Source organism: Leifsonia sp. LS1 (genome assembly GCF_020521355.1).
Lineage (GTDB): Bacteria > Actinomycetota > Actinomycetes > Actinomycetales > Microbacteriaceae > Leifsonia.
Genome location: NZ_BPER01000009.1, coordinates 99,253 through 118,820, shown reverse-complemented (window position 1 = coordinate 118,820; position 19,568 = coordinate 99,253). Strand labels below are relative to the sequence as shown.

Below are 19,568 nucleotides of genomic sequence, written 5' to 3'. Positions count from 1 at the left end.
CCGCCCCTCCTCAGTCCCAGGCCCCGAAGAACGCGGCGATGCGGGGTTCGAGCGCCTCATAGAGCCCCGGTGCGGCGGCGAGGAGCAGCCGCCTCCCCTCCGGACCGCCGTCGAGCCCGCCGACCCGCGCTCCCGCTTCGCGTGCGACGAGCGCACCCGCCGCGTGATCCCACGGATTCAGCCCGCGCTCGTAGTACGCGTCGAGCCGACCGGCCGCCAGTCCGCACAGGTCGAGTGCGGCCGAGCCGATGCGCCGGATGTCGCGCACCTCCCCGATGAGCCGGCCCACGAACTCCGCCTGGCGCATCCGCGTCTCCGCGTCGTAGCTGAAGCCCGTGCCGACCAGTGCGACCGGCAGCTCCACCGCCCCGTTCACCCGCAGCGGTCCTCCATTGAGCGTCGCGCCCTCCCCCAGCGCTGCGGCGAACACGTCGCCGCGTTCCGGGGCGACGACCGCACCGGCCAGAGTCCGCCAGCTCGCCGGATCGGGGTCGCCCTCGACGACCGCGATGCTGACCGCGTAGTCCGGGATGCCGTACGCGTAGTTGACCGTCCCGTCGATCGGATCGACCACCCAGGTGAGCCCGCTCGTCCCCGCCTCGGCTCCCGACTCCTCGCCGAGGAACCCGTCCGCCGGCCGTGCCGCGGAGAGCGCGCCACGGATCAGCTCTTCCGCCTCCCGGTCCGCGCGCGTCACGATGTCCGACACCGACGACTTGGAGGCGGCGATCTCCACCCCGTCTCGCCGCCGCTGCTGGACGATCGCCGCCGCACGCTTGGCGATGGACACGGCGATGTCGCGGAGCTCTGCATTCGAGGTCATGGGACCAGCCTGACACGCGCGGCCCATTCGCGCAGAATGTCGGCTCCACCACTCGCTTTCGCGCCATTCGTGCCGAATGTCGGCTGCCGGAAACGACGAAAGCCCCCGGTCGCAGAGCACCGGGGGCTTTCGGGTGGTGGCGAGTGAGGGATTCGAACCCCCGAAGCATTACGCGTCTGATTTACAGTCAGATCCCTTTGGCCGCTAGGGTAACTCGCCGTTCGCGCTCCCGACCACCAGTCAGCTGCTGACCGAAGGCGCCAGATAAGGATACTTGCCGCACGCCGACTCGCGAAATCGGGTGGGAGAGGCGTCTGCCCGCGGCGAATTCGCGACCGGCAGAAGGCCGCGACACCGGGTCGGGCGGCGACTCAGGATGGGCGCATGGACACCGACACGAACTCCCCGGTCCAGCGCCTGCTGGAAGAGCGGATCGTCTTCCTCGGCACCGAGGTGACCGACGAGGCCGCCAACGAGATCTGCGCGCGGCTGCTGCTGCTCGACTCGATCGCCTCGGACAAGGACATCTTCCTCTACATCAACTCCCCCGGCGGCTCCATCACGGCCGGGTTCGCCATCTACGACACCATGAACTTCGTGCGTGCCGACGTCGCGACCGTCGCGCTCGGGTTCGCGGCGTCGATGGGGCAGTTCCTGCTCTCGTCGGGGGCGCGCGGCAAGCGGTACGCCCTGCCGAACGCGTCCGTCGTCATGCACCAGCCGCACGGCGGTTTCGGCGGCACGAGCGCCGACATCCAGACGCAGGCGAAGCAGATCCTGCACTTCAAGCGCAGGATGGCGCAGCTCACGAGCGAGCAGACCGGCCGCTCCGTCGAGCAGATCGTGGAGGACGGCGACCGCGACCGCTGGTTCACGGCCGACGAGGCGCTCGACTACGGCTTCGTCGACGCGGTGGTCGGCACGACGGGCGCCCTCCGCGCCTGACTCGGCACTCGCAATTTGGACCAAATGTCGCGAAAGTGCACGCCAATCACGACATTCGGTCCAAACGGCGAGGGGGCCGGTCAGGCGAGGAGGAGGCCGGTCAGGCGACGAGGAGGAGCGCCGCGGGCGCGGCGGGTGCCGCATCCGGGGCGTCGGCCACGGACGTACGGGTCTCGACCCGCTCGCGCTCGGGCACCAGGCTCAGCACCTGCACCGGAGCGGCGACCGGCGACGCCGTGGCGGCGTACTCAGCCGCGACCCGAAGCAGGAGCTCCCCCTCCGGGACACCGAGTACCCGGCACAGCGCGGCGAGGATCTCGGACGACGCCTCCTTGCGACCCCGCTCGATCTCCGAGAGGTACGGGATGCTCACCCGGGAGGTCTCGGAGAGCTGGCGCAGCGTCGTGCCCTGCTCCGTCCGGATGCGACGGAGCACGGAGCCGAGGGCGTGCCGCAGAAGCATGGCGCCAGCCTAAGCCGCCCGGCGCGGATCCGGACCCGGCGGGTCGGGGGATTCTGCTCAGAGCAGAACGCGGCCGGGCCGCACCGGGGCACCGTCATGCGGGCTCCGCGCCCGCGAGCACCTCCGGCGGAAGCACCCGCTGCGCCCCGAGCACCTCCAGCCCGACCAACCGTCCGGCGGCGTCGTACTCCGCGTCCACGTAGCCGCCGGCCGCGACGCCGGCGACAGCGCCGCGCACCGCCGTGGCCACGGCGTCCTCGTCGAACAGGAGGTGCGCCACATCCAGTTCGGGGTCGTAGACGATGCGCATGGTCCGACGCTACGCGGCGCCGCCCGCGATGTCGTCGGACCGTCGTACCACCTCCCGGGTCATCCACGCGGACGACGACGTCGATCCGCGACACCCCGACGTCCCTTCCGCGGATGTCGGGGGTCGGGCGCAGAATCGTCCGCATGAGGACCTTGGAGATTTGCGAACGGTGCGACGGGACCGGTGCCGACCCGCTCCAGCACGGTGAGGAGATCACCGTGTGCGTGGAGTGCTCCGGCGACGGCTGCCACGTCACCTACTACGCCGAGCTCGAGCAGACCGCGTAGCGACACCGCGCTACGGTCGCGCAGCGACTCGCGCGCGTGTCGTTCGCCGATGTCGTGCGCCCCGTACTGGAGGCCGCGCGACATCCGCCGCTGTGCGAGTGTCTGACCATGCTGATCGTGACGACCAACGACATCCCGGGCCGCACCGTGACGAACGTCATCGGCGAGGTGTTCGGCCTGACCGTGCGCTCCCGCAACCTCGGCTCGAACCTCGGTGCCGGCTTCAAATCACTGGCGGGCGGCGAGCTCAAGGGCATCACCTCCCTGCTGCACGACGCCCGCACGGAGGCGCTCGGCCGCCTCGCCGACGAGGCGCAGGCGAAGGGCGCCGACGCCGTGCTCGCCTTCCGGTTCGAGACGAACGACTACGGCCAGGGCGGCGTCGAGGTCTGCGCCTACGGCACGGCCGTCACCCTCGGCTGACCGATCCCGGCGGGGTTCGGTCTGCCGCGTCTCGCGTCAATGCTCGTGGTCGTCGGCCACGAGCCAGTCCGGGAACGGGTCCGGGTAGGTGCGCCATTCGTCCGGCCCGGCCACGAGTTCGCCGTCGTGCAGGGCGGCATCGTCGAGCGCGGCCGTGAACGCGGCGCGGTCGAGATCGTAGCCGGCGACGAAGAGGTCCTGCCCCAGTGTGAGGAGCTCGACCTCCTCGGCAGCCGATCCTCCCTCCGACCACACCGCGTCCGCCAGCGGCACCAGGTCGAACATCGCTCCCACCTGCTCCCACTGCGCGATCGCGCCGGGCCTGGTCGCCAGCCGGCAGAAGCCGGCCGAGCGCATGATGGTCCCGAACTCCCCCGATTCGAAGCGTTCGGCGAGGAGCAGGTGCAGGCGCCACGGATGGAGGGGCCGCTCGTTCTCGTAGCGGAAGGCGCCTGCGGCGCCGCGCGGCGCGCGCACCAGGTCCCCGCTCAGGGCGCGCGACCATCCGGCCCGCGCCTGGGCGGGCCCGAGTTCCGCGAGGTCCAGCGGGATCGGCGAGACGGACCCCGTCCCCGCTGCATGGATGCGCGCCGTCGGGGCCAGCAGGCCGAGGAGCCCGATGAGGTCGTCGCGACGCTCCGCGTGCAGCCGGTCGGCGTTCGCCAGGACGATGGTGGTCGCGTGCTCGACCTGCGTCACCGTGAGCCAGGCCCGGGCCGTGTGCTCGACCTCACCGGCTCCGGCCGTCCGCGTGACGTAGCTCTCGTCGGCGAGGTCCACCTCCAGCCGTTCGGCGTCCGCGACGCAGACCACCGCGAGCAGCCGGGTGGGAGCCTCCGGCGCGGTCAGCGCGCCGATGAGTTCCAGCACCGGCGTCTCCGCAGGGAACTCGACCACGGCACCGCTCGACGGAGTCGTCCACGGCACGAGGGCGATGGCCTCCTCGATCGGGTCGGCCGCGACGGAGAGGCGCGCTGCCGGGATGAACGCGCGCTGCGTGCGCTCGGCGAGGCGTTTGGCGCAGCGGACACGCTCCGGGGCGCGAGGGCCGACGACGGCGATCACGTCGATCTGTGGCACGGGAGGTCTCCTGTCGGTCGGATGGGTCTATCCTTAACGATAACGGTTATCAATAGGAGTCGCCATGAAGGTCCGTGCATCCCTCAAATCCCTCACGAAGCAGCCCGGCGCGCAGGTCGTCCGCCGCCGCGGGAAGGTGTTCGTCATCAACAAGCTCAACCCGCGCTTCAAGGGCCGTCAGGGCTGAGGTCGCGCGGCTGCCGGCGGGCCGGGCGGAGCGCCACAACGATCGTTTGTGACGCCACAACCGCGCGCCGGTAGCCCCGCCCCGGCCCGTCGGGGGATGCTCGACGGGATGAACGTCGCACCCGTCCGCACCCTCCCCTCCCGCCTCGCCGCTCGCGCCGTCGATGTCGCACCCGGCGTCGGCATCGCCGTGGCGATCGCTCTCGTCGCCACCGCGATCGCCCGGGTCGTCCCCGCGCTCGGGAGCGCGCTGCCCGCCCTGCTGCTCGGCGTGCTCGTCGCGGTCGTGCGCAAGCCGACGGGGCGCTTCGCGCCGGGAGTCGCCTACTCGGGCAAGTTCCTGCTGCAACTCGCCGTCGTCCTGCTGGGCGTGCAGCTCTCCCTCACGAGCATCCTCGTCGTCGGGGTCGAATCGCTCCCAGTCATGCTCAGTTCGCTCGTCGTGTGCCTGCTCGCCGCATGGCTCATCGGCCGCGCGCTGCGCATCCCCGGGCGGGAGCGCACCCTCATCGGCGTCGGCACGGGCATCTGCGGCGCCTCGGCGATCGCGGCGATCTCCCCCATCATCGGGGCGACCAGCGCCGAGATCGCCTACGCCGTGTCGACGATCTTCCTGTTCAACGCGGTCGCGGTCGTCGTCTTCCCGTACCTCGGCCACGCGCTCGGGATGGACCCGCACACGTTCGGCCTCTTCGCCGGCACCGCGGTCAACGACACCAGCTCGGTCGTCGCGGCCGCCAGCCTGTTCGCGACCTCCGCACTCGGCTTCGCCGTCGTGGTGAAGCTCGTCCGCACCCTCATGATCATCCCGATCAGCATCGGCCTGGCCATCGCCGAGAACCGTCGCCGCGCCGCCGGAGAGCCGATGACCGTGCGGCGCGCGGTCGGCCTCGTGCCGTGGTTCCTCGTCGGCTTCCTCCTGGTCGCGGTGGCGAACACGGTCATCCCGATCCCCGCGCCGGTGCACGACGGCCTCGTCACCGCCAGCGTGTTCCTGGTCTCGGTGGCGCTCGCGGGGATCGGCCTCTCGACCGACGTGGCCGCCATCCGCCGCGCCGGGTGGCGCCCCCTCCTGCTCGGCGCGACGCTCTCCACCCTCGTCGCGGCCACCAGCCTGCTCGTGATCTGGCTGACCACCGGGTTGTGACTCGTAGACTGGAGGACCTAGACAGCTCGCAGGAGGGGATGGTCACCGTGGCAGACTCCACGTTCGACGTCGTCAGCAAGGTCGACAAGATGGAGGCGGACAACGCCGTCAACCAGGCGCGCAAGGAGGTCGAGCAGCGCTACGACTTCAAGAACGTCGGCGCGTCGGTCGAGTGGAGCGGCGAGAAGATCCTGCTCAAGGCCAACACCGAGGAGCGGGTGAAGGCCGTGCTCGAGGTCGTCGAGTCCAAGATGATCAAGCGTGGCATCACGCTCAAGTCGCTCGACGCGGGAGACCCGTACGCGTCCGGCAAGGAGTTCCGCATCGAGATCGGGCTCAAGAACGGCATCGAGCAGGATGCCGCCAAGAAGATCTCGAAGCTGATCCGCGACGAGGCCCCCAAGTCGGTCAAGGCGCAGATCCAGGGCGACGAGCTCCGGGTCTCGTCGAAGAGCCGGGACGACCTCCAGGCCACCATGGCCCTGCTGAAGGGCGCCGACCTCGACGTCGCCCTCCAGTTCGTCAACTTCCGCTGACGTACCCGCGCAGCCAGCGCTCGACCTCACCGTAGGCGGCCGCGCGCACCGGCTCGCGCGACAGGAACACGTCGTGCAGGGCTCCGTCGATGCGCGAGACCGTCACGGTCGGCGCCAGTCGCAGAGCCCGCACGGCGATGTCCTGCACCACCAGCACGACGTCGCTGCTCATCATCTCCGGCGTCCAGTAGGGCAACAGTGCCGACCGCGCCGAGAGGAGGGTCAGCACGGGCACGTCCAACGACAACCCGGCCGCGACCCGCGCGTGCCCGGCGAGCACGGCGGTCAGCCACGCGGGATGCATGCGGAAACCGCGCACCGGCCGCCAGGCCAGGTCGTAGTCCCACTCGCCGTCCATCGTCGCGGACACGGACCGTGTGTAGTAGCCCAGGTCGACGTTCGGCATGGCCGCCTTCGGGTCGAGGCGGGCGTGCAGATCGATCAGCGGGGCGAGCGCCGCCCTGCCGGGGCCGCCGGCCTGGAACTCCAGCCACGGGCTGTTCAGCACGAGCGCGTGCGCCCGGCCGGGGTGCCGATCGATCCAGAGGCTGAGCGTGAGTCCGCCGGTCGAGTGACCCAGCAGCAGCAGACGGCGACCGTCACCGGAGGCGTGGCCGATGGCGTCGAGCGCCGCAGCGATGTCCTCGTCGTACGTCGCCAGGTCGTCGACGAATCCGGGAGTCTGCCCTTCGCGCAGACTCCGGCCGTACTTGCGCAGATCGAGCGCGTAGAACCGTGCCCCGCGATCGTGCCAGAAACGCGCCAGCTCCTTCTGGAAGAAGTAGTCGGACCAGCCGTGCACGTACAGCACGTCGACATCGGCCGCGGGTCGGTGCGACCACAGGTCGGCGAGCCGGGGAGGCGGCGCGTAGCGCACCAGCGTGGCCACGACCTCGCCCTCGGCGTCGGGCGTCAAGGGCAAGGTGAGCTGCTCGAACGGCTCGCCGAGCACATCCGGCCGCCACTCCTGCGCGCGCGTCATCCCCTCAGACTGGCATGCCGGCGCCGGGCCAGCCACTCCCGGCGCGCTCCGCGTCCGCCGGTCGGCCGCCTAGTCCTCGGTCGAGGCGGAGACGGCCGTGCGGTTCGACACGCGCACCATCTCGTCGCGCGGGACGACCTTGATGCGGGCGCGACCGCGCTCGGCACCGAGCGCCTGCTCGTGCTCGTCGAGGTTGTGCCAGCCGTCGAGATCGGTGTACTCCACACCTCGTTCGCGGAGCAGGTTCTCCACCGATTCCTCATCAGGGTCGGTGGGGGACCACCAGTTTCCCTGATCGTTGATCACATGCTTGATCGTCTCCATCGCATCGGACTTGGTGTGTCCGATGAGCCCCACGGGGCCGCGCTTGATCCACCCTGTGGCGTAGACGCCGTACATGCGCTCGTTGTCCTCCGTGCGGAGCACCTGACCCTCGTGGTTCGGGATGACGCCGTGCTTCTTGTCGAAGGGGATGTCGGGCAGCGGGGATCCGAAGTAGCCGACGGCGCGGTACAGCGCCTGGATCTCGATCTCGCGCACCTCGCCGGTGCCACGCACGCCGCCTTCGCCGTCCGGCTCGGTGCGCTCGTAGCGGATCGCGCGCACGCGACCGTCGTCGTCCGACAGCACCTCCAACGGCTTGGCGTAGAAGTGCAGGTGCAGGCGACGGGAAGCCGAACCGACCTCGCGCTGACGCCACTGCTGCAGCACGCGGTCGATCACCATGACCTGCTTGTTGCTGGCGATCGCGTCCTTCGACTGCTCGTCGTAGTCGAAGTCCTCGTCGTAGACGATCATGTCGACGTCGCGCAGCTCGCCCAGCTCGCGCAGTTCCAGCGGCGTGAACTTCACCTGAGCCGGGCCGCGGCGCCCGAAGACGTGCACGTCGGTCACGGGCGAGTCCTTGAGGATCTCGAAGACGTTGTCGGGGATCTCGGTCGGCAGGAGGTCCTCGGCGTGCTTGGCCAGGATCCGCGAGACGTCGAGGGCGACGTTCCCGTTGCCGATCACCGCGACCGACTCGGCCTCCAGCGGCCAGGTGCGGGGCACGTCGGGGTGCCCGTCGAACCAGCTGACGAAGTCGGCGGCGCCGTAGGAGCCCGTCAGATCGATGCCGGGGATGTCCAGACCGGCGTCGCGCACGGCTCCCGTCGCGAAGATCACGGCGTTGTAGTGCCGCTTGAGGTCGTCGAGCGTGATGTCCGTCCCGAAGGTGACGTTGCCGAAGATGCGGATATCGCCGCGGTCGAGCACGTCGCGCAGCGCCGTGATGATCCCCTTGATGCGCGGGTGGTCCGGCGCGACGCCGTAGCGCACGAGACCATAGGGCGCGGGCAGCTGCTCGAACAGGTCGATCGACACGTCGAATCCGCGTTCCGCCTTGAGCAGGATGTCCGCGGCGTAGATGCCGGCAGGCCCGGCGCCGACGATGGCCAGTCGGAGTTTGGTCATGCGTTGTGTCCTTCGTGCTCAGCTGGAACGTTCGACGATCGAGTCCGCGAAACGGACGAGCGCCTTCTTGACAGGTCCGTCCGGCAGCGGGGCGAGCGCCTCGACGGCCTCGCGCGCCCACCGGTGGGCCTCTTCCAGGGTCTGGTGGGTGACCTCGTGCTCGCGCAGCGCGGCGATGGCGGCCACGGCCTCCGGAGTGACCTCGCCCTCCTCGGCCGTCCCGATCACGTCGCGTTCGAGCCGCTCGAGCAGCTCGGCGGCAGCAGGATCCGCGGCGGCACGCTCGCGCAGGCGCAGCACGGGAAGGGTCGCGACGCCGGCGCGGAGGTCATTGCCCGGGGTCTTGCCGGTCTCCTCGACGCCCTTGGCGGAGAGGTCGATCACGTCGTCGATGATCTGGAACGCGACGCCGATCTTCTCACCGAAGGTCACGACCGGCTGTTCGTAGCGTTCGTCCGCACCCGAGAAGACCACGCCCATCTGCGCGGCGACGGCGATCAGCGAACCCGTCTTGTCCTCGAGCACCTTGATGTAGTGGGCGATCGGGTCCTCGCCCTCCTGCGGGCCGATGGTCTCGTGCAGCTGCCCGAGACAGAGCCGTTCGAAGGTGTCCGCCTGCAGCTCGATCGCGCGGGTGCCCAACGCGGAGACCAGCTTGCTCGCGCGGGCGAAGAGCAGGTCGCCGGTGAGCACCGCGACGGAGTTGCCCCACACGAACTGGGCGCTGGGCACCCCGCGCCGCATGTGCGAATCGTCCATCACGTCGTCGTGGTACAGCGACGCCAGGTGCGTGATCTCGACCGCCTGAGCAGCCTGCAGCACCTTGTCCGTGGTCCCCCCGCCGAGCTGCGCCGCGAGGAGCGTCAGCATCGGGCGCACCCGCTTGCCGCCGGCCTCGAGCAGATATCGGGTCGTCACGTCCGCCAGGTCGTCGGCGAATCGCATCTGCGCGCGCAGACCGTCCTCGATCGCGACCAGGCCGTCATCGATGGCCGCCGCGAGGGCACGATCCTCACCGCGGGCGAAGATCCGCTCGGTCAGGCCCAGCTGGCTGGACACCGACGCGGGCCGGCGCACCGCAGGAACACTTCGTGGCACTACTCCCCCTCGGATGGGACGGACGGTGTCGCGGACGTGCCGCCGGCGGCGGGCTTCTTCGCGGTGGTCGGCTTCTTCGTGGTCGCAGGCTTCTTCGCGGCAGCAGGCTTCTTCGCGGCAGCAGGCTTCTTCGCGGCAGCAGGCTTCTTCGCGGCAGCGGACGTGGCGCCGTCGGCGGCCTTCTCGGCAGCAGCAGGCTTGTTCGCGGCAGCAGCAGGCTTCGGCGCAGCAGCAGGCTTCGCAGCAGAAGCAGGCTTCGCGGCGGCAGCAGGCTTCGCGGCGGCAGCAGGCTTCGCAGTGCTCTTCGCGGTCGGAGCGGGCTTCTTCGCAGCCGTGGTCTTCGCTGCAGCAGCAGGCTTCGTCGCCGGGGCCGCGGCAGTCTTCGCGGTGAGGGGCTTGCGGCCGCGGTGCAGAGCGACGATGCCGGCGGTCAGGTTGCGCCAGGCGACCGCCTCGTACCCGGCGTCGCGCAGCCACGCGGCGAGCTCGGGCTGAGCCGGCCATGCCTGGATGGAGTCCATCAGGTACTCATAGGCGGCAGGGTTGGAGCTGGCGACCTTGGCGAGCAGAGGCATGCCGTACTTGAGGTAGGCGCCGTATCCCGCGCGGATCAGACCGACAGGGGGGTGGGAGAACTCGCAGATGACGACGCGGCCGCCCGGCTTGGTGACCCGGTAGAACTCGGCGAGCGCCTTCTGCGGGTCGACGATGTTGCGGAGGCCGAACGAGATCGTCACGGCGTCGAACTCGTCGTCGTCGAACGGGAGCTGCGTCGCGTCGGCCTGCACGAAGGTGACATAGGGGTTGCCCGCCTGGCGGCGGCGACCGACCTCGATCATCCCCTCGGAGAAGTCGGCGGCGACCACGCTCGCGCCGTCGCGGGCGAGAGAGGCGCTCGATGTGCCCGTCCCGGCGGCGACGTCGAGGATCCTCTCGCCGGCGCGCGGGCTCACGGCACGCGTCGTCGCCACTCGCCAGAGGGATGCGTTGCCCACGGACAGGACGGTGTTCGTCCGGTCGTAGTGGGTGGACACCTCGTCGAACATGGCGGCGACCTGGGCGGGCTTTTTGTCGAGGTCGGCCTTACTCACCACACCAGCTTAGGCTGCCCTGTGATCCCGTGCATTCCGCGGGCGGGATGGACGGGATCTGCGGGGCGAACGTGCAGCGGGCGCGCATCCGGCGCCCAGCGTCCCGGGCGTAGGCTGTAGCGGTGACAGCACCAGCGACCACGCGACAGGCGACGGACGTGACGGCGCTCTCGGTCGAGACCACTCCCCTCGACGACGTCCGCCAGCTCATCCCCTTCATCGACGCCCACCATCCGCTCCTCTGGATCAGGAAGGGCGAGGGGATCGCCGGCATCGGCGAGGCGCTCCGGCTCGAATTCTCCGGCCCCGACCGCATCAGCGACGCGTCCGCAGCCTGGCGGGCGACGGTCGAGGCCGCGAGGGTGACCGACGCCGTGGCGACGCCCGGCTCCGGGCTCGTCGCTTTCGGCACCTTCGCGTTCGCCGACGAGAGCGCCGCGACGAGCACCCTGATCGTCCCCGAGATCGTGATCGGGCGCCGCGGGAGCACGAGCTGGATCACCCGCATCCGCCCGCTGACGCAGCCCGACTCCGCCGAGGGGTCCGCCTCCTCGGCGGCGCCCGCGCTTCCCCGCCCGACCGCGTTCGGCGACGAGTACCGGCTCACGCTCCTCCCCGGCCGCCTCGGCAAGGACGGCTACCGGCAGGCCGTGACGGCCGCCGTCGCCCGTATCCGCGAGCACGACCTCTCCAAGGCCGTCCTCGCCCGCGACCTGCGCGGGCACCTGCCGCTGGAGTCCGACATCCGCCGCGCCCTCGTCGAGCTCGCCCTGGGCTATCCGGAGTGCTGGACGTTCGCCGTCGACGGTCTCGTCGGCTCCTCACCCGAGACGTTGGTGCGCGTGCACCACGGCACGGTGACCGCTCGCGTCCTCGCCGGCACGATCTCGCGCGGGACCGACGCCGCCTCCGACCATGACGCCGCCGTCACGCTGGCGAGCAGCACGAAGGACCAGCAGGAGCACCGCTTCGCCGTCGCGAGCGTGCTCGACGCCCTGCGCCCGCACAGCGCAGACCTCGACGCGAGCGACCTCCCCTTCACCCTCAAGCTTCCGAACCTGTGGCACCTCGCCACCGATGTGGCCGGCACCCTCAGCGACGGGGCGAGTTCGCTCGACCTCGCCGACGCCCTCCACCCGACGGCCGCCGTCGCCGGCACTCCGACTCCCGACGCGCTCGCCCTCATCCGCGAGCTCGAGCCGTTCGACCGCGGCCGCTACGCCGGACCGGTCGGCTGGGTCGGTGGCGACGGCGACGGCGAGTGGGCGATCGCCCTCCGTTGCGCGCAGCTCGACTCCGGTGGGGACCTCACGGCGTACGCCGGCGCGGGCATCGTGGCCGATTCGGATCCGGAACGCGAACTCGCCGAGACCACGATGAAGTTCCGGCCGATCGTGGAGGCGTTCGGCTGACCCGCGTTCCGCCGGGTCGGCGTCAGCTCGCCGCGAGTCTGGCGCGCTGCTCGTCGACGTCGTAGTCCGGCTCTGGCCAGCCGAGGTCCAGGCGCTCGAGGGCGTCGATCAGCAGGTGCTGCACCGCGATGCGCGCGTACCACTTGCGGTTCGCGGGCACGACGAACCAGGGAGCGTACGCGGTGGAGGTGCGATCGAAGACGACCTGGTACGCCTCCTGGTAGTCGTCCCACAGCAGGCGCTCGTCCACGTCGCCGGGGTTGAACTTCCAGCGCTTCTCCGGCCGGTCCAGGCGGTCCTGCAGGCGTTTCCGCTGCTCATCCTTGCCGAGGTGCAGCATGACCTTCACCAGGGTCGTCCCGGTCTCGACGATCTCCCGCTCGAAGTCGTTGATGGCGCGGTACCGGCGCTCGATCTCCTCGGCGGGGGCGAGCCTGCGCACGCGTCCGATCAGCACGTCCTCGTAGTGCGACCGGTCGAACACGCCGACCTGCCCGGCACCCGGGAGAGCCTTCTCGATGCGCCAGAGGAAGTCGTGGGCGAGCTCCTCCGCGGTCGGCTTCTTGAACCCGGCGTACCGCACGCCGCCCGGGTTCATCGCGCCGACGACATGCGAGACGATGCCGCCCTTGCCTGCCGTGTCCATCGCCTGCAGCACCAGCAGCACCCGGCGCTGATCGCCCTGTGTGGCCGCCGCATAGAGACGCTCCTGCAGGTCGGCGAGGATGCCCGCTCCCTCGGCGAGCGCCGACACACCCTCCTGCTTGCCGCCGTCGAAGGCGGGCTTCGCACCGGGGTCACGATCGGCGAGCCGGACGCCGGCGTCGACGCGAAGCAGTCCGTCCGGGTCCGCGCTCCAATAGCTCTCTCGTCCCACGGTTCCTCCTCGGTCGGGGTGGGTCCATCGTAGGGATGTCAGCGCGGCGACGCCACGCCCACGGCGCGAGAGCCACGGTGCGAGCGCCGTGGCCAGGATGTCGGCGTTCCAGATCGCCTCGTCGCGAAACCCGAGGTCCAGGAGGGAAAGCGCTTGGCCGGCGCTTCTGAGCCGGTCCGGAATCGGGCGATTGAATCTTGGCGGGGCGGATGTAATATTCAAGTATGCCTGTACCCGTAACCGAGGCCGTCAGCCCGCGACGGCTCATCCGAGACGAAGTCTTCCTCCGTCTCCTCGACGCGATCGTCGAGGGCGACCTGACACCCGGCGAGCAGCTCTACGACGCCGAGATCGAGAAGTGGGTGGGTGTGTCGCGCACGCCGGTCCGCGAAGCGCTGAACCAGCTGGCCACCATGGGGCTGGTCGAGATCATGCCGCAGAAGCGCACGCGCGTCACGCCGATCGACACGACCCGACTCCGTGGGCTCGTCGACACCGTCGGCACCCTGCTGCGCGGCGTGGTACGGGATGCGACCCCGCTCCTCACCGACGCCGACAAGGAGATCCTCCGCGCCACGCTCACGAGCGCGGCCGACAAGACGGCCACCAAACTCGAGCGCGACGGCCTCCTCACCGCGGGCCTCATCGACGTTTTCGTGCGCCGCCTCGACAACCGCACCATCGCCCGCCTCGTCAAGCGACACCTCCCCGAAGTGCGCCGCGCCCTGATCGCGACGCCGTCCGACGCCGCGTTCGTGGGCAGCCTTCCGCTCCTCAAGCCGGTCGTCACGGCAGCCACCGCCGGCGATGCCGAGAAGGCCGCCGCCGCGTTCGCCGCATACTGGGACAAGGGCCTCCAGACCGCCGTCGACGAGTTCGCCGCACTCGAAGGGAAGACCGCCTGATGCCGCTGCCCGTGAAGGACTCCGCCCCCGTCGAGCGGCAGCTGCTGCGCGACGTCGTCTACACCCGCCTCTACGACGGCATCCTCGACGGCACGCTCGAGCCCGGCGAGACCCTGCTCGACGACAAGCTCACCTCGTGGCTCGGCGTCTCCCGCACCCCCATCCGCGAAGCGCTCATGAAGCTCGCCGACATCGGACTGGTCGAGATGGCGCCGAACCGGTACACGCGCGTCGCGCCCATCGACCGCCGCGCGATCGACGAGGCCATCTACACGACCGGGCTGCTGCACGAGCACGCCGCCCGCACGGCCGTCCCGGGCCTCGACAACGCCGCGGTCACCCGCCTCGACAAGGCGCAGAAGGAGGTCAAGAAGACCGCCAAGGCCGGCGACAAGCCCGCGCTCGGCCGGGCGCTCAACGACTTCTTCCTGGAGTTCGCGCGCAACTCCGACAACGCGGTGCTGCTCTCCGTGAGCGAAGGCCTCGGCCCGCAGCTGCTGCGCTACATCGCGGCCTGGCAGCGCCCGTTCGACACGGACGAGCTCGCGGCGAACGTCACGGCGATCTTCGAGGCGGCCAAGGCGCGCGACGGCCAGAAGGCGGGCGACCTCGTCGGCGCGCTCTTCGCACCGACGCTCACCGAGTTCCTCGCCGAGCACCGCCGCAGCGACCGCGAGATCGACGAGAACGCCACCGTCTGACCATCGCCACCACGAGAGAAGCGCCCGGCCCCGCACAGGGGCCGGGCGCTTCCACGTTCCGGGATCAGACCTCGAAGTCGACCGCGCTGCGCCCGTCGACCACGGAGCGGATGTAGGACGCGACCGCTTCATGCGCGGGATGCACCTGGTACCGCGCCACGGCATCCAGATCGGCGAAATCGCTGATCAGGACCAGATCGAAGTTACCGGGCAGCACGTTGACGCCGACCTCGAGGCGCTCGATCTCCGGCACGACGCCGACGAGCGACTCCAGTTTCGCCTTCACGGCGGCGGCGTGCTCGGCACGCTCGGCCTCGTCGGACGAGGCGAGCTTCCACGTGACGACGTGGCGAATGGTCATCGGTCCTCCAGGATCGCGGTGCGCAACCGGGCCGGATCGACCCGCCAGTAGGTGTGCATGCGCCCGGCCACCAGGACGACCGGAATCTCCTCCACGTACTTCTCGTGCAGGACCGCATCGTCGAGGATGCTCAGCTCCTCGACGTCCACGACCGGAGCGCCGTCCGGGAGCTCGTCGACGACCGTGCGGATCACATCGCGGGCGTCGTCGCAGAGATGACAGCCCGGCTTGCCGATGAGGGTCAGAGTGACGGCGGACACAGGGATCAGCCTAGCCCGTGAGGGCACAGCACTGTATGTCTCCGGGAACAGCGCTGTGCTCTTCCGGGCACAGCACTGCGCTCTTCCGGGAACAGCAAAAAGCGCCGGGCCAGAACGGACCGACGCTTGAGCCGCAGACGCTGAGGTCTACTTCTTGTTGCGACGCTGGTGGCGCGTCTTGCGGAGAAGCTTGCGGTGCTTCTTCTTCGCCATACGCTTGCGACGCTTCTTGATAACGGAACCCACGTAGACCTCACAAAGTTAGGGGGGTTTGCCGCGGGGTGCGCGGCGACACGAACACCCAGTTTACCCGACGTCAGGCCGTGTCGGCGACGTGGTTCTCCAGAGCCTGATCGACGGCCGACTCCGGCACCCGGAACGAGCGGCCGAAACGGATGGCCGGGAGCTCCCCGGAGTGCACCATCCGGTACACGGTCATACGGGAGACGCGCATCATGTCGGCCACCTCCGCGACCGTCAGGAAGCGCACGTCCTTCAGATCGTGTGCCATCGACGTCCTCTCTCCGCCCGCCATGGTACTCGGGTGTCCGGCGGGTGACAGGACTCTATTGGGCCGCTGCCTCTCGCGGCAAGCGCGAGCGCCAGGAGGCGCCGCTCAGTCGCGCCGCCACTTGGTGACGCGCTCGGTCGCGTTCGACACCGCGTGCCGGGTGTCGGCCAGCACCTTTCCGACGGTGCTCGCGAACTCGCGAGTCTCCTCCGCGAGCTGCGCCGAGATCGCGGCGGCGTCGACATCGGCCGCGGTGAACGGGATGACCCAGTCCTCGACGAGCTCCAGCGGCGTCGCGTCGAGCCGGTAGTAGCGGTGCTGACCCTCCTCGCGCACCGACACGAGGCCGGCCTCCCGCAGCACCTTGAGGTGCTTCGAGACGGTCGGCTGGCTCAGCTCGAGGGTCGCCACGATCTCCGAGACCGAGATCTCGCCGACGCCGTCGGGAGCCTCCGAGTGACGGTCGAGCAGCACGCGAAGGATGTCGCGCCGCGTGGGGTCGGCGATCACGTCGAAGATGTCGGCCATCCCCCCAGGCTAGTCACTCCACTGGCGGAGTACCATGTCCGAAGCTTCGGTGGGAGGGAACGGACGATGGCTACGACCCCGGCGGCCCGGCGCGGCGCCGCCACCCCCGTGGTCCGGGTGCGCGGCGCGCTCAACGCCTTCGCCTCCCGGAGCCCGTCGCGATTCGCGATCCTCGTCTTCACCCTCCTCATCCTGATCTTCACCTTGCTGTTCTCGCTGCCCATCGCGACGGTGAAGGGCTCGGTGACCCCGCTGGCGGACGCCCTCTTCACCGCCGTCTCCGTCATCTGCGTCACCGGGCTCTCGACGGTGGACATGGCCACCCACTGGTCGGTCTTCGGCCACCTGCTGGTCTACCTCGGCGTCCAGATCGGCGCCGTCGGCGTGCTCACCATGGCGAGCATCCTGGGCCTGGTCATCTCGCGCCGGCTCGGGCTGCGCGCCAAGCTCATGGCGGCGAGCGACAGCAACCCGCTGCGCATCCACGCCGGCCCCGTGGCGGAAGGCCAGGCGGTTCGGCTCGGCGAGGTCGGCAAGCTGCTCACGACCGTCGCGCTCAGCATGGTCGTCATCGAGGGCCTCGTCGCCGTGCTCCTGCTCCCCCGCATGCTCCTGGCCGGGATGTCGTTCGGCTCGGCCCTCTGGGAGAGCCTGTACTACTCCGCCATGGCGTTCACGAACACGGGATTCGCGCCCAACGCGGAGGGGCTGACGCCGTTCGCCGAGGACTTCTGGTTCCTCGGCGCGCTGATGATCGGCGTGTTCCTGGGCGCGATCGGCTTCCCGGTCATCCTCGCCATCGCCTCCAATCTCCGCAAGAAGCGGCGGCGCTGGTCCATCCACGTCAAGCTGACCCTGCTGACATCGGTCATCCTGCTCGTCGCGGGCGCCGTGCTCTACATCGTGCTCGAGTACGACAACCCCAAGACGTTCGGGAACCTCGACGCGGGGCACACGGTCTTCCAGTCGTTCTTCCTGTCGACGATGGCGCGGTCGGGAGGCTTCTCGACCATCCAGATCAGCGACCTCCACGGGTCGAGCCTGCTCGTGACGGACATGCTGATGTTCATCGGAGGCGGGTCAGCCTCCACCGCGGGCGGCATCAAGGTCACCACGCTGGCCGTGCTGTTCCTGGCGGCGTTCGCGGAGGCGCGGGGTGTGGAGTCCATGGACGCGTTCCGGCGGCGCATCCCCGTCGACGTGCTGCGACTGTCGGTCGCGGTGGCACTCTGGGGCGCCACGATCGTCGCGGTCTCGACGATCGTGATCCTGCAGATGACCAAGGCGCCGCTCGACCACGTGCTGTTCGACGTGATCTCCGCCTTCGCGACCTGCGGCCTCTCGACCGGCCTGACGGCCTCCCTCCCCGATCCCGGCGTCTACGTGATGGCCGTCACCATGTTCTGCGGGCGCGTTGGTACAGTGACTCTCGCCGCAGCGCTGGCGCAGAGCCAGCGCAAGCAGCTGTACCAGAACCCCGAGGAGAGGCCGCTCGTTGGTTGACCGGATCAAGCACAACGCCCCCGTCCTCGTGATCGGCCTCGGCCGCTTCGGGGCCGCGACGGCGGGCCAGCTCGACCGGCTCGGCCGGGAGGTGCTGGCCATCGACACCGACGCGGGCCTGGTGCAGAAATGGGCCGACCGCGTCACGCACACCGTGCAGGCGGACGCCCGTTCGATCGAGACCCTCCGGCAGATCGGTGCGGAGGACTTCTCGATCGGCGTCGTCGCCGTCGGCTCTTCCATCGAGGCCAGCGTGCTCATCACGGCCAACCTCGTCGACCTCAAGGTGCCCCAGATCTGGGCCAAAGCCATCTCGCAGTCCCACGGCAAGATCCTGGAGCGCATCGGCGCCAACCACGTCATCTACCCGGAGGCCGAAGCGGGCGAGCGCGTCGCTCACCTCGTCTCGGGCCGAATGCTCGACTTCATCGAGTTCGACGACGACTTCGCCCTCGTCAAGATGTATCCGCCGAAGCCCATCCGCGGCCTCAACCTCACCGAGTCGGGCGTGCGCAGCAAGTACAACATCACCGTCGTCGGCGTGAAGAGCCCCGGCAAGCCCTTCACCTACGCCACCGCCGACACCGTCGTCTCCAACCACGACCTCATCATCATCTCGGGCACCTCCGCCGACATCGAGCGCTTCGCCGCCCTCGACTCCTAGCCGCCCGTCGAGACGGCCCATTCTCAGCCGCTTCGCGTGCTTAGACCCCACTTTGCGCCCTCTCGATCGCACGCCTGTGGAGAGACAACCGCGCGGTGATGCGGAGTGTGCTTGGGTCGCGGGATGGATGGATTCAGGGTCGAGGACGGGCTGGCCGTGGGAATGCCACGGAGCAGCCTCTACAGCAAGCGATACCACCGGCCGTTCCACGGCGCACGGACGGAGACGGCACCTCGCAACCACGTCGAACTCTGCACTGCGGCCACGCTGATCCTTCCACCGGACGCCGTCATCTCCCATCGCTCCGCCGCGCTGCTCCACGGGATCCCGTTGCCTCGCAGCGCGGAGCCGCGCGACGTGGACGTCTGCGTGTTCGAGCCCGCACATCGCGTCAAAGCGAGAGGGGTCATCGGGCACCGCATCACACCGAACGGGCAGCGGCAACTGTGGATGCACGGCGTGCGGGTGTTCGCACCCGAAGAGGCGTGGGTGCAGCTCGGCAGCATCCTCACGACGGAGGAGCTCATCGTCGCCGGCGACTACGTCGTCACCGGCGACCAGCCGTACAACGGGTCCGCGCCTCCCGCGACGACGGGTCAGCTCGAATCGGCGCTCGAGCGGTACGGTGCACGCCGAGGAGCCCGCACCCTGCGAAGCGCGTTCGCGCGCATCCGCTACGGTTCGCTGTCTCCGCAGGAGACACGACTGCGCTTGGCCCTCGAGGATGCCGGACTCCCGACGCCCGAACCCAACTACCGGGTGGGCGGGGATGACGGGCGCACCGCGGCGATGATCGATCTCGCGTATCCGGCCGCCGGGGTGGCGATCGAGTATCTGGGTGACCACCACAGACTCACGGCAGAGGCGTACCGCAAAGACATCGCCCGGCGGGAGTGGCTCGTGCAGCGCGGCTGGAACGTCGTGTTCGTCACAGCCGCCGACGAGTTCGGCGCTGTGGCCGAACGGGTCCGAACTGCGCTCAGAGCGTCGCGAGGCGGCTGATTGTCGGGCCGCTCGGCACTC

The 19,568-nt window shown here is 69.9% G+C and carries 26 protein-coding genes and 1 tRNA gene; 12 read left to right on the top strand and 15 right to left on the bottom strand.

Features of this window, described 5'->3' with window-relative positions; genetic code table 11:
• Positions 1-10: 10 nt before the first annotated feature.
• A complete protein-coding gene (locus LLS1_RS16050; RefSeq protein WP_226657096.1) occupies positions 11-823 on the bottom strand; it encodes an inositol monophosphatase family protein in 813 nt (270 codons plus the stop codon).
• A gap of 134 nt (positions 824-957) precedes the next feature.
• Positions 958-1,042: transfer RNA gene (locus LLS1_RS16045), tRNA-Tyr, on the bottom strand.
• Positions 1,043-1,150: 108 nt separating this feature from the next.
• Here LLS1_RS16045 and LLS1_RS16040 point away from each other — a divergent pair.
• Positions 1,151-1,768: an ATP-dependent Clp protease proteolytic subunit gene (locus LLS1_RS16040; protein WP_226657218.1), complete on the top strand. Its 618-nt coding sequence runs from the start codon at positions 1,151-1,153 to the stop codon at positions 1,766-1,768.
• 100 nt (positions 1,769-1,868) lie between these two features.
• On the opposite strand, the gene LLS1_RS16035 is transcribed toward LLS1_RS16040, so the two are convergent.
• Together LLS1_RS16035 and LLS1_RS16030 are read right to left on the bottom strand one after the other, a co-directional pair.
• Positions 1,869-2,231, bottom strand: coding sequence for a helix-turn-helix domain-containing protein (locus LLS1_RS16035; protein WP_226657094.1), 363 nt, complete (start codon positions 2,229-2,231; stop codon positions 1,869-1,871).
• 94 nt (positions 2,232-2,325) lie between these two features.
• Positions 2,326-2,541 (bottom strand): DUF2283 domain-containing protein, encoded by a 216-nt coding sequence (locus tag LLS1_RS16030; protein ID WP_226657092.1) that lies wholly within the window; start codon positions 2,539-2,541, stop codon positions 2,326-2,328.
• Positions 2,542-2,684: 143 nt separating this feature from the next.
• Between LLS1_RS16030 and LLS1_RS16025 the strand changes: the two genes are divergently transcribed.
• Positions 2,685-2,828, top strand: coding sequence for a hypothetical protein (locus tag LLS1_RS16025; protein WP_223359428.1), 144 nt, complete (start codon positions 2,685-2,687; stop codon positions 2,826-2,828).
• A 36-nt stretch (positions 2,829-2,864) separates the two neighbouring features.
• A complete protein-coding gene (locus LLS1_RS16020) occupies positions 2,865-3,251 on the top strand; it encodes a YbjQ family protein (RefSeq protein WP_226657090.1) in 387 nt (128 codons plus the stop codon).
• Positions 3,252-3,287: 36 nt separating this feature from the next.
• Here LLS1_RS16020 and LLS1_RS16015 read toward each other — a convergent pair whose 3' ends face one another.
• A complete protein-coding gene (locus tag LLS1_RS16015; RefSeq protein ID WP_226657088.1) occupies positions 3,288-4,331 on the bottom strand; it encodes a GTP-binding protein in 1,044 nt (347 codons plus the stop codon).
• A gap of 64 nt (positions 4,332-4,395) precedes the next feature.
• Between LLS1_RS16015 and ykgO the strand changes: the two genes are divergently transcribed.
• The 3 genes from ykgO to LLS1_RS16000 all read left to right on the top strand — a co-directional run bounded on the left by ykgO (position 4,396) and on the right by LLS1_RS16000 (position 6,200).
• Complete coding sequence (ykgO, locus tag LLS1_RS16010; protein ID WP_223359425.1) at positions 4,396-4,518, top strand: type B 50S ribosomal protein L36; 123 nt, start codon at positions 4,396-4,398, stop codon at positions 4,516-4,518.
• 108 nt (positions 4,519-4,626) lie between these two features.
• Entirely contained in the window at positions 4,627-5,664 is a 1,038-nt protein-coding gene (locus tag LLS1_RS16005) for a YeiH family protein (protein WP_226657086.1), read from the top strand.
• Positions 5,665-5,711: 47 nt separating this feature from the next.
• Positions 5,712-6,200, top strand: a complete 489-nt coding sequence (locus LLS1_RS16000; protein WP_223359327.1) for a YajQ family cyclic di-GMP-binding protein — start codon at positions 5,712-5,714, stop codon at positions 6,198-6,200.
• Here LLS1_RS16000 and LLS1_RS15995 read toward each other — a convergent pair.
• From LLS1_RS15995 to LLS1_RS15980, 4 genes are all read right to left on the bottom strand, one after another.
• Positions 6,187-7,182 carry an alpha/beta hydrolase gene (locus LLS1_RS15995; protein ID WP_226657082.1) on the bottom strand — a complete coding sequence of 332 codons (996 nt, stop codon included), beginning with the start codon at positions 7,180-7,182 and terminating at the stop codon, positions 6,187-6,189. The genes LLS1_RS16000 and LLS1_RS15995 overlap by 14 nt on opposite strands.
• 69 nt (positions 7,183-7,251) lie before the next feature.
• On the bottom strand, positions 7,252-8,634 hold the full coding sequence (locus LLS1_RS15990; protein ID WP_223359324.1) for an FAD-dependent oxidoreductase: 1,383 nt from the start codon (positions 8,632-8,634) through the stop codon (positions 7,252-7,254).
• Between the two features lie 18 nt (positions 8,635-8,652).
• Entirely contained in the window at positions 8,653-9,711 is a 1,059-nt protein-coding gene (locus LLS1_RS15985; protein ID WP_374758284.1) for a polyprenyl synthetase family protein, read from the bottom strand.
• Positions 9,712-9,731: 20 nt separating this feature from the next.
• Complete coding sequence (locus LLS1_RS15980; protein ID WP_226657078.1) at positions 9,732-10,823, bottom strand: demethylmenaquinone methyltransferase; 1,092 nt, start codon at positions 10,821-10,823, stop codon at positions 9,732-9,734.
• A gap of 122 nt (positions 10,824-10,945) precedes the next feature.
• Between LLS1_RS15980 and LLS1_RS15975 the strand changes: the two genes are divergently transcribed.
• Positions 10,946-12,235 (top strand): isochorismate synthase MenF, encoded by a 1,290-nt coding sequence (locus tag LLS1_RS15975; protein WP_226657076.1) that lies wholly within the window; start codon positions 10,946-10,948, stop codon positions 12,233-12,235.
• 22 nt (positions 12,236-12,257) lie between these two features.
• Here the strand turns inward: LLS1_RS15975 and LLS1_RS15970 are convergent, their stop codons facing one another.
• Entirely contained in the window at positions 12,258-13,112 is an 855-nt protein-coding gene (locus tag LLS1_RS15970; protein WP_226657074.1) for a polyphosphate kinase 2 family protein, read from the bottom strand.
• 224 nt (positions 13,113-13,336) lie between these two features.
• On the opposite strand from LLS1_RS15970, the gene LLS1_RS15965 reads away from it, so the two are divergent.
• Positions 13,337-14,017 carry a GntR family transcriptional regulator gene (locus tag LLS1_RS15965; RefSeq protein WP_226657072.1) on the top strand — a complete coding sequence of 227 codons (681 nt, stop codon included), beginning with the start codon at positions 13,337-13,339 and terminating at the stop codon, positions 14,015-14,017.
• Positions 14,017-14,718 carry a GntR family transcriptional regulator gene (locus tag LLS1_RS15960; protein WP_226657070.1) on the top strand — a complete coding sequence of 234 codons (702 nt, stop codon included), beginning with the start codon at positions 14,017-14,019 and terminating at the stop codon, positions 14,716-14,718. The genes LLS1_RS15965 and LLS1_RS15960 overlap by 1 nt, the downstream gene beginning before the upstream one ends.
• 64 nt (positions 14,719-14,782) lie before the next feature.
• Here LLS1_RS15960 and LLS1_RS15955 read toward each other — a convergent pair whose 3' ends face one another.
• The 5 genes from LLS1_RS15955 to LLS1_RS15935 form a co-directional block, all read right to left on the bottom strand.
• The gene (locus tag LLS1_RS15955) at positions 14,783-15,079 is read right to left on the bottom strand and encodes a Dabb family protein (RefSeq protein ID WP_226657068.1); all 297 of its coding nucleotides are present in this window, start codon (positions 15,077-15,079) and stop codon (positions 14,783-14,785) included.
• Positions 15,076-15,339 (bottom strand): glutaredoxin family protein, encoded by a 264-nt coding sequence (locus tag LLS1_RS15950; protein WP_226657066.1) that lies wholly within the window; start codon positions 15,337-15,339, stop codon positions 15,076-15,078. The genes LLS1_RS15955 and LLS1_RS15950 overlap by 4 nt, the downstream gene beginning before the upstream one ends.
• Before the next feature lie 147 nt (positions 15,340-15,486).
• Entirely contained in the window at positions 15,487-15,585 is a 99-nt protein-coding gene (locus LLS1_RS15945) for a 30S ribosomal protein bS22 (protein WP_003792170.1), read from the bottom strand.
• A 70-nt stretch (positions 15,586-15,655) separates the two neighbouring features.
• Positions 15,656-15,850 carry a helix-turn-helix domain-containing protein gene (locus LLS1_RS15940; protein ID WP_223359308.1) on the bottom strand — a complete coding sequence of 65 codons (195 nt, stop codon included), beginning with the start codon at positions 15,848-15,850 and terminating at the stop codon, positions 15,656-15,658.
• Between the two features lie 105 nt (positions 15,851-15,955).
• On the bottom strand, positions 15,956-16,378 hold the full coding sequence (locus LLS1_RS15935) for a helix-turn-helix transcriptional regulator (RefSeq protein WP_223359307.1): 423 nt from the start codon (positions 16,376-16,378) through the stop codon (positions 15,956-15,958).
• 66 nt (positions 16,379-16,444) lie between these two features.
• Here LLS1_RS15935 and LLS1_RS15930 point away from each other — a divergent pair, with 66 nt between their 5' ends.
• The 3 genes from LLS1_RS15930 (at position 16,445) to LLS1_RS15920 (ending at position 19,547) form a co-directional block, all read left to right on the top strand.
• A complete protein-coding gene (locus LLS1_RS15930; RefSeq protein ID WP_226657059.1) occupies positions 16,445-17,881 on the top strand; it encodes a TrkH family potassium uptake protein in 1,437 nt (478 codons plus the stop codon).
• Positions 17,874-18,545, top strand: coding sequence for a TrkA family potassium uptake protein (locus tag LLS1_RS15925; protein ID WP_223359305.1), 672 nt, complete (start codon positions 17,874-17,876; stop codon positions 18,543-18,545). Before LLS1_RS15930 ends, LLS1_RS15925 begins: the two co-directional genes overlap by 8 nt.
• A gap of 123 nt (positions 18,546-18,668) precedes the next feature.
• A complete protein-coding gene (locus LLS1_RS15920) occupies positions 18,669-19,547 on the top strand; it encodes an endonuclease domain-containing protein (protein WP_226657057.1) in 879 nt (292 codons plus the stop codon).
• Positions 19,548-19,568: the final 21 nt, after the last annotated feature.

Bases quoted from the DNA above. Each gene is read 5' to 3' on its own strand.
- LLS1_RS15920 (WP_226657057.1), top strand. From the start codon at position 18,669: ATGGATGGATTCAGGGTCGAGGACGGGCTGGCCGTGGGAATGCCACGG.
- LLS1_RS15990 (WP_223359324.1), bottom strand. From the start codon at position 8,634: ATGACCAAACTCCGACTGGCCATCGTCGGCGCCGGGCCTGCCGGCATC.
- LLS1_RS15955 (WP_226657068.1), bottom strand. From the start codon at position 15,079: ATGACCATTCGCCACGTCGTCACGTGGAAGCTCGCCTCGTCCGACGAG.
- LLS1_RS16025 (WP_223359428.1), top strand. From the start codon at position 2,685: ATGAGGACCTTGGAGATTTGCGAACGGTGCGACGGGACCGGTGCCGAC.
- LLS1_RS16005 (WP_226657086.1), top strand. From the start codon at position 4,627: ATGAACGTCGCACCCGTCCGCACCCTCCCCTCCCGCCTCGCCGCTCGC.
- LLS1_RS16050 (WP_226657096.1), bottom strand. From the start codon at position 823: ATGACCTCGAATGCAGAGCTCCGCGACATCGCCGTGTCCATCGCCAAG.
- LLS1_RS15960 (WP_226657070.1), top strand. From the start codon at position 14,017: ATGCCGCTGCCCGTGAAGGACTCCGCCCCCGTCGAGCGGCAGCTGCTG.
- LLS1_RS15995 (WP_226657082.1), bottom strand. From the start codon at position 7,182: ATGACGCGCGCGCAGGAGTGGCGGCCGGATGTGCTCGGCGAGCCGTTC.
- ykgO (WP_223359425.1), top strand. From the start codon at position 4,396: ATGAAGGTCCGTGCATCCCTCAAATCCCTCACGAAGCAGCCCGGCGCG.
- LLS1_RS15940 (WP_223359308.1), bottom strand. From the start codon at position 15,850: ATGGCACACGATCTGAAGGACGTGCGCTTCCTGACGGTCGCGGAGGTG.
- LLS1_RS16035 (WP_226657094.1), bottom strand. From the start codon at position 2,231: ATGCTTCTGCGGCACGCCCTCGGCTCCGTGCTCCGTCGCATCCGGACG.
- LLS1_RS15930 (WP_226657059.1), top strand. From the start codon at position 16,445: ATGGCTACGACCCCGGCGGCCCGGCGCGGCGCCGCCACCCCCGTGGTC.
- LLS1_RS15935 (WP_223359307.1), bottom strand. From the start codon at position 16,378: ATGGCCGACATCTTCGACGTGATCGCCGACCCCACGCGGCGCGACATC.
- LLS1_RS16030 (WP_226657092.1), bottom strand. From the start codon at position 2,541: ATGCGCATCGTCTACGACCCCGAACTGGATGTGGCGCACCTCCTGTTC.
- LLS1_RS15965 (WP_226657072.1), top strand. From the start codon at position 13,337: ATGCCTGTACCCGTAACCGAGGCCGTCAGCCCGCGACGGCTCATCCGA.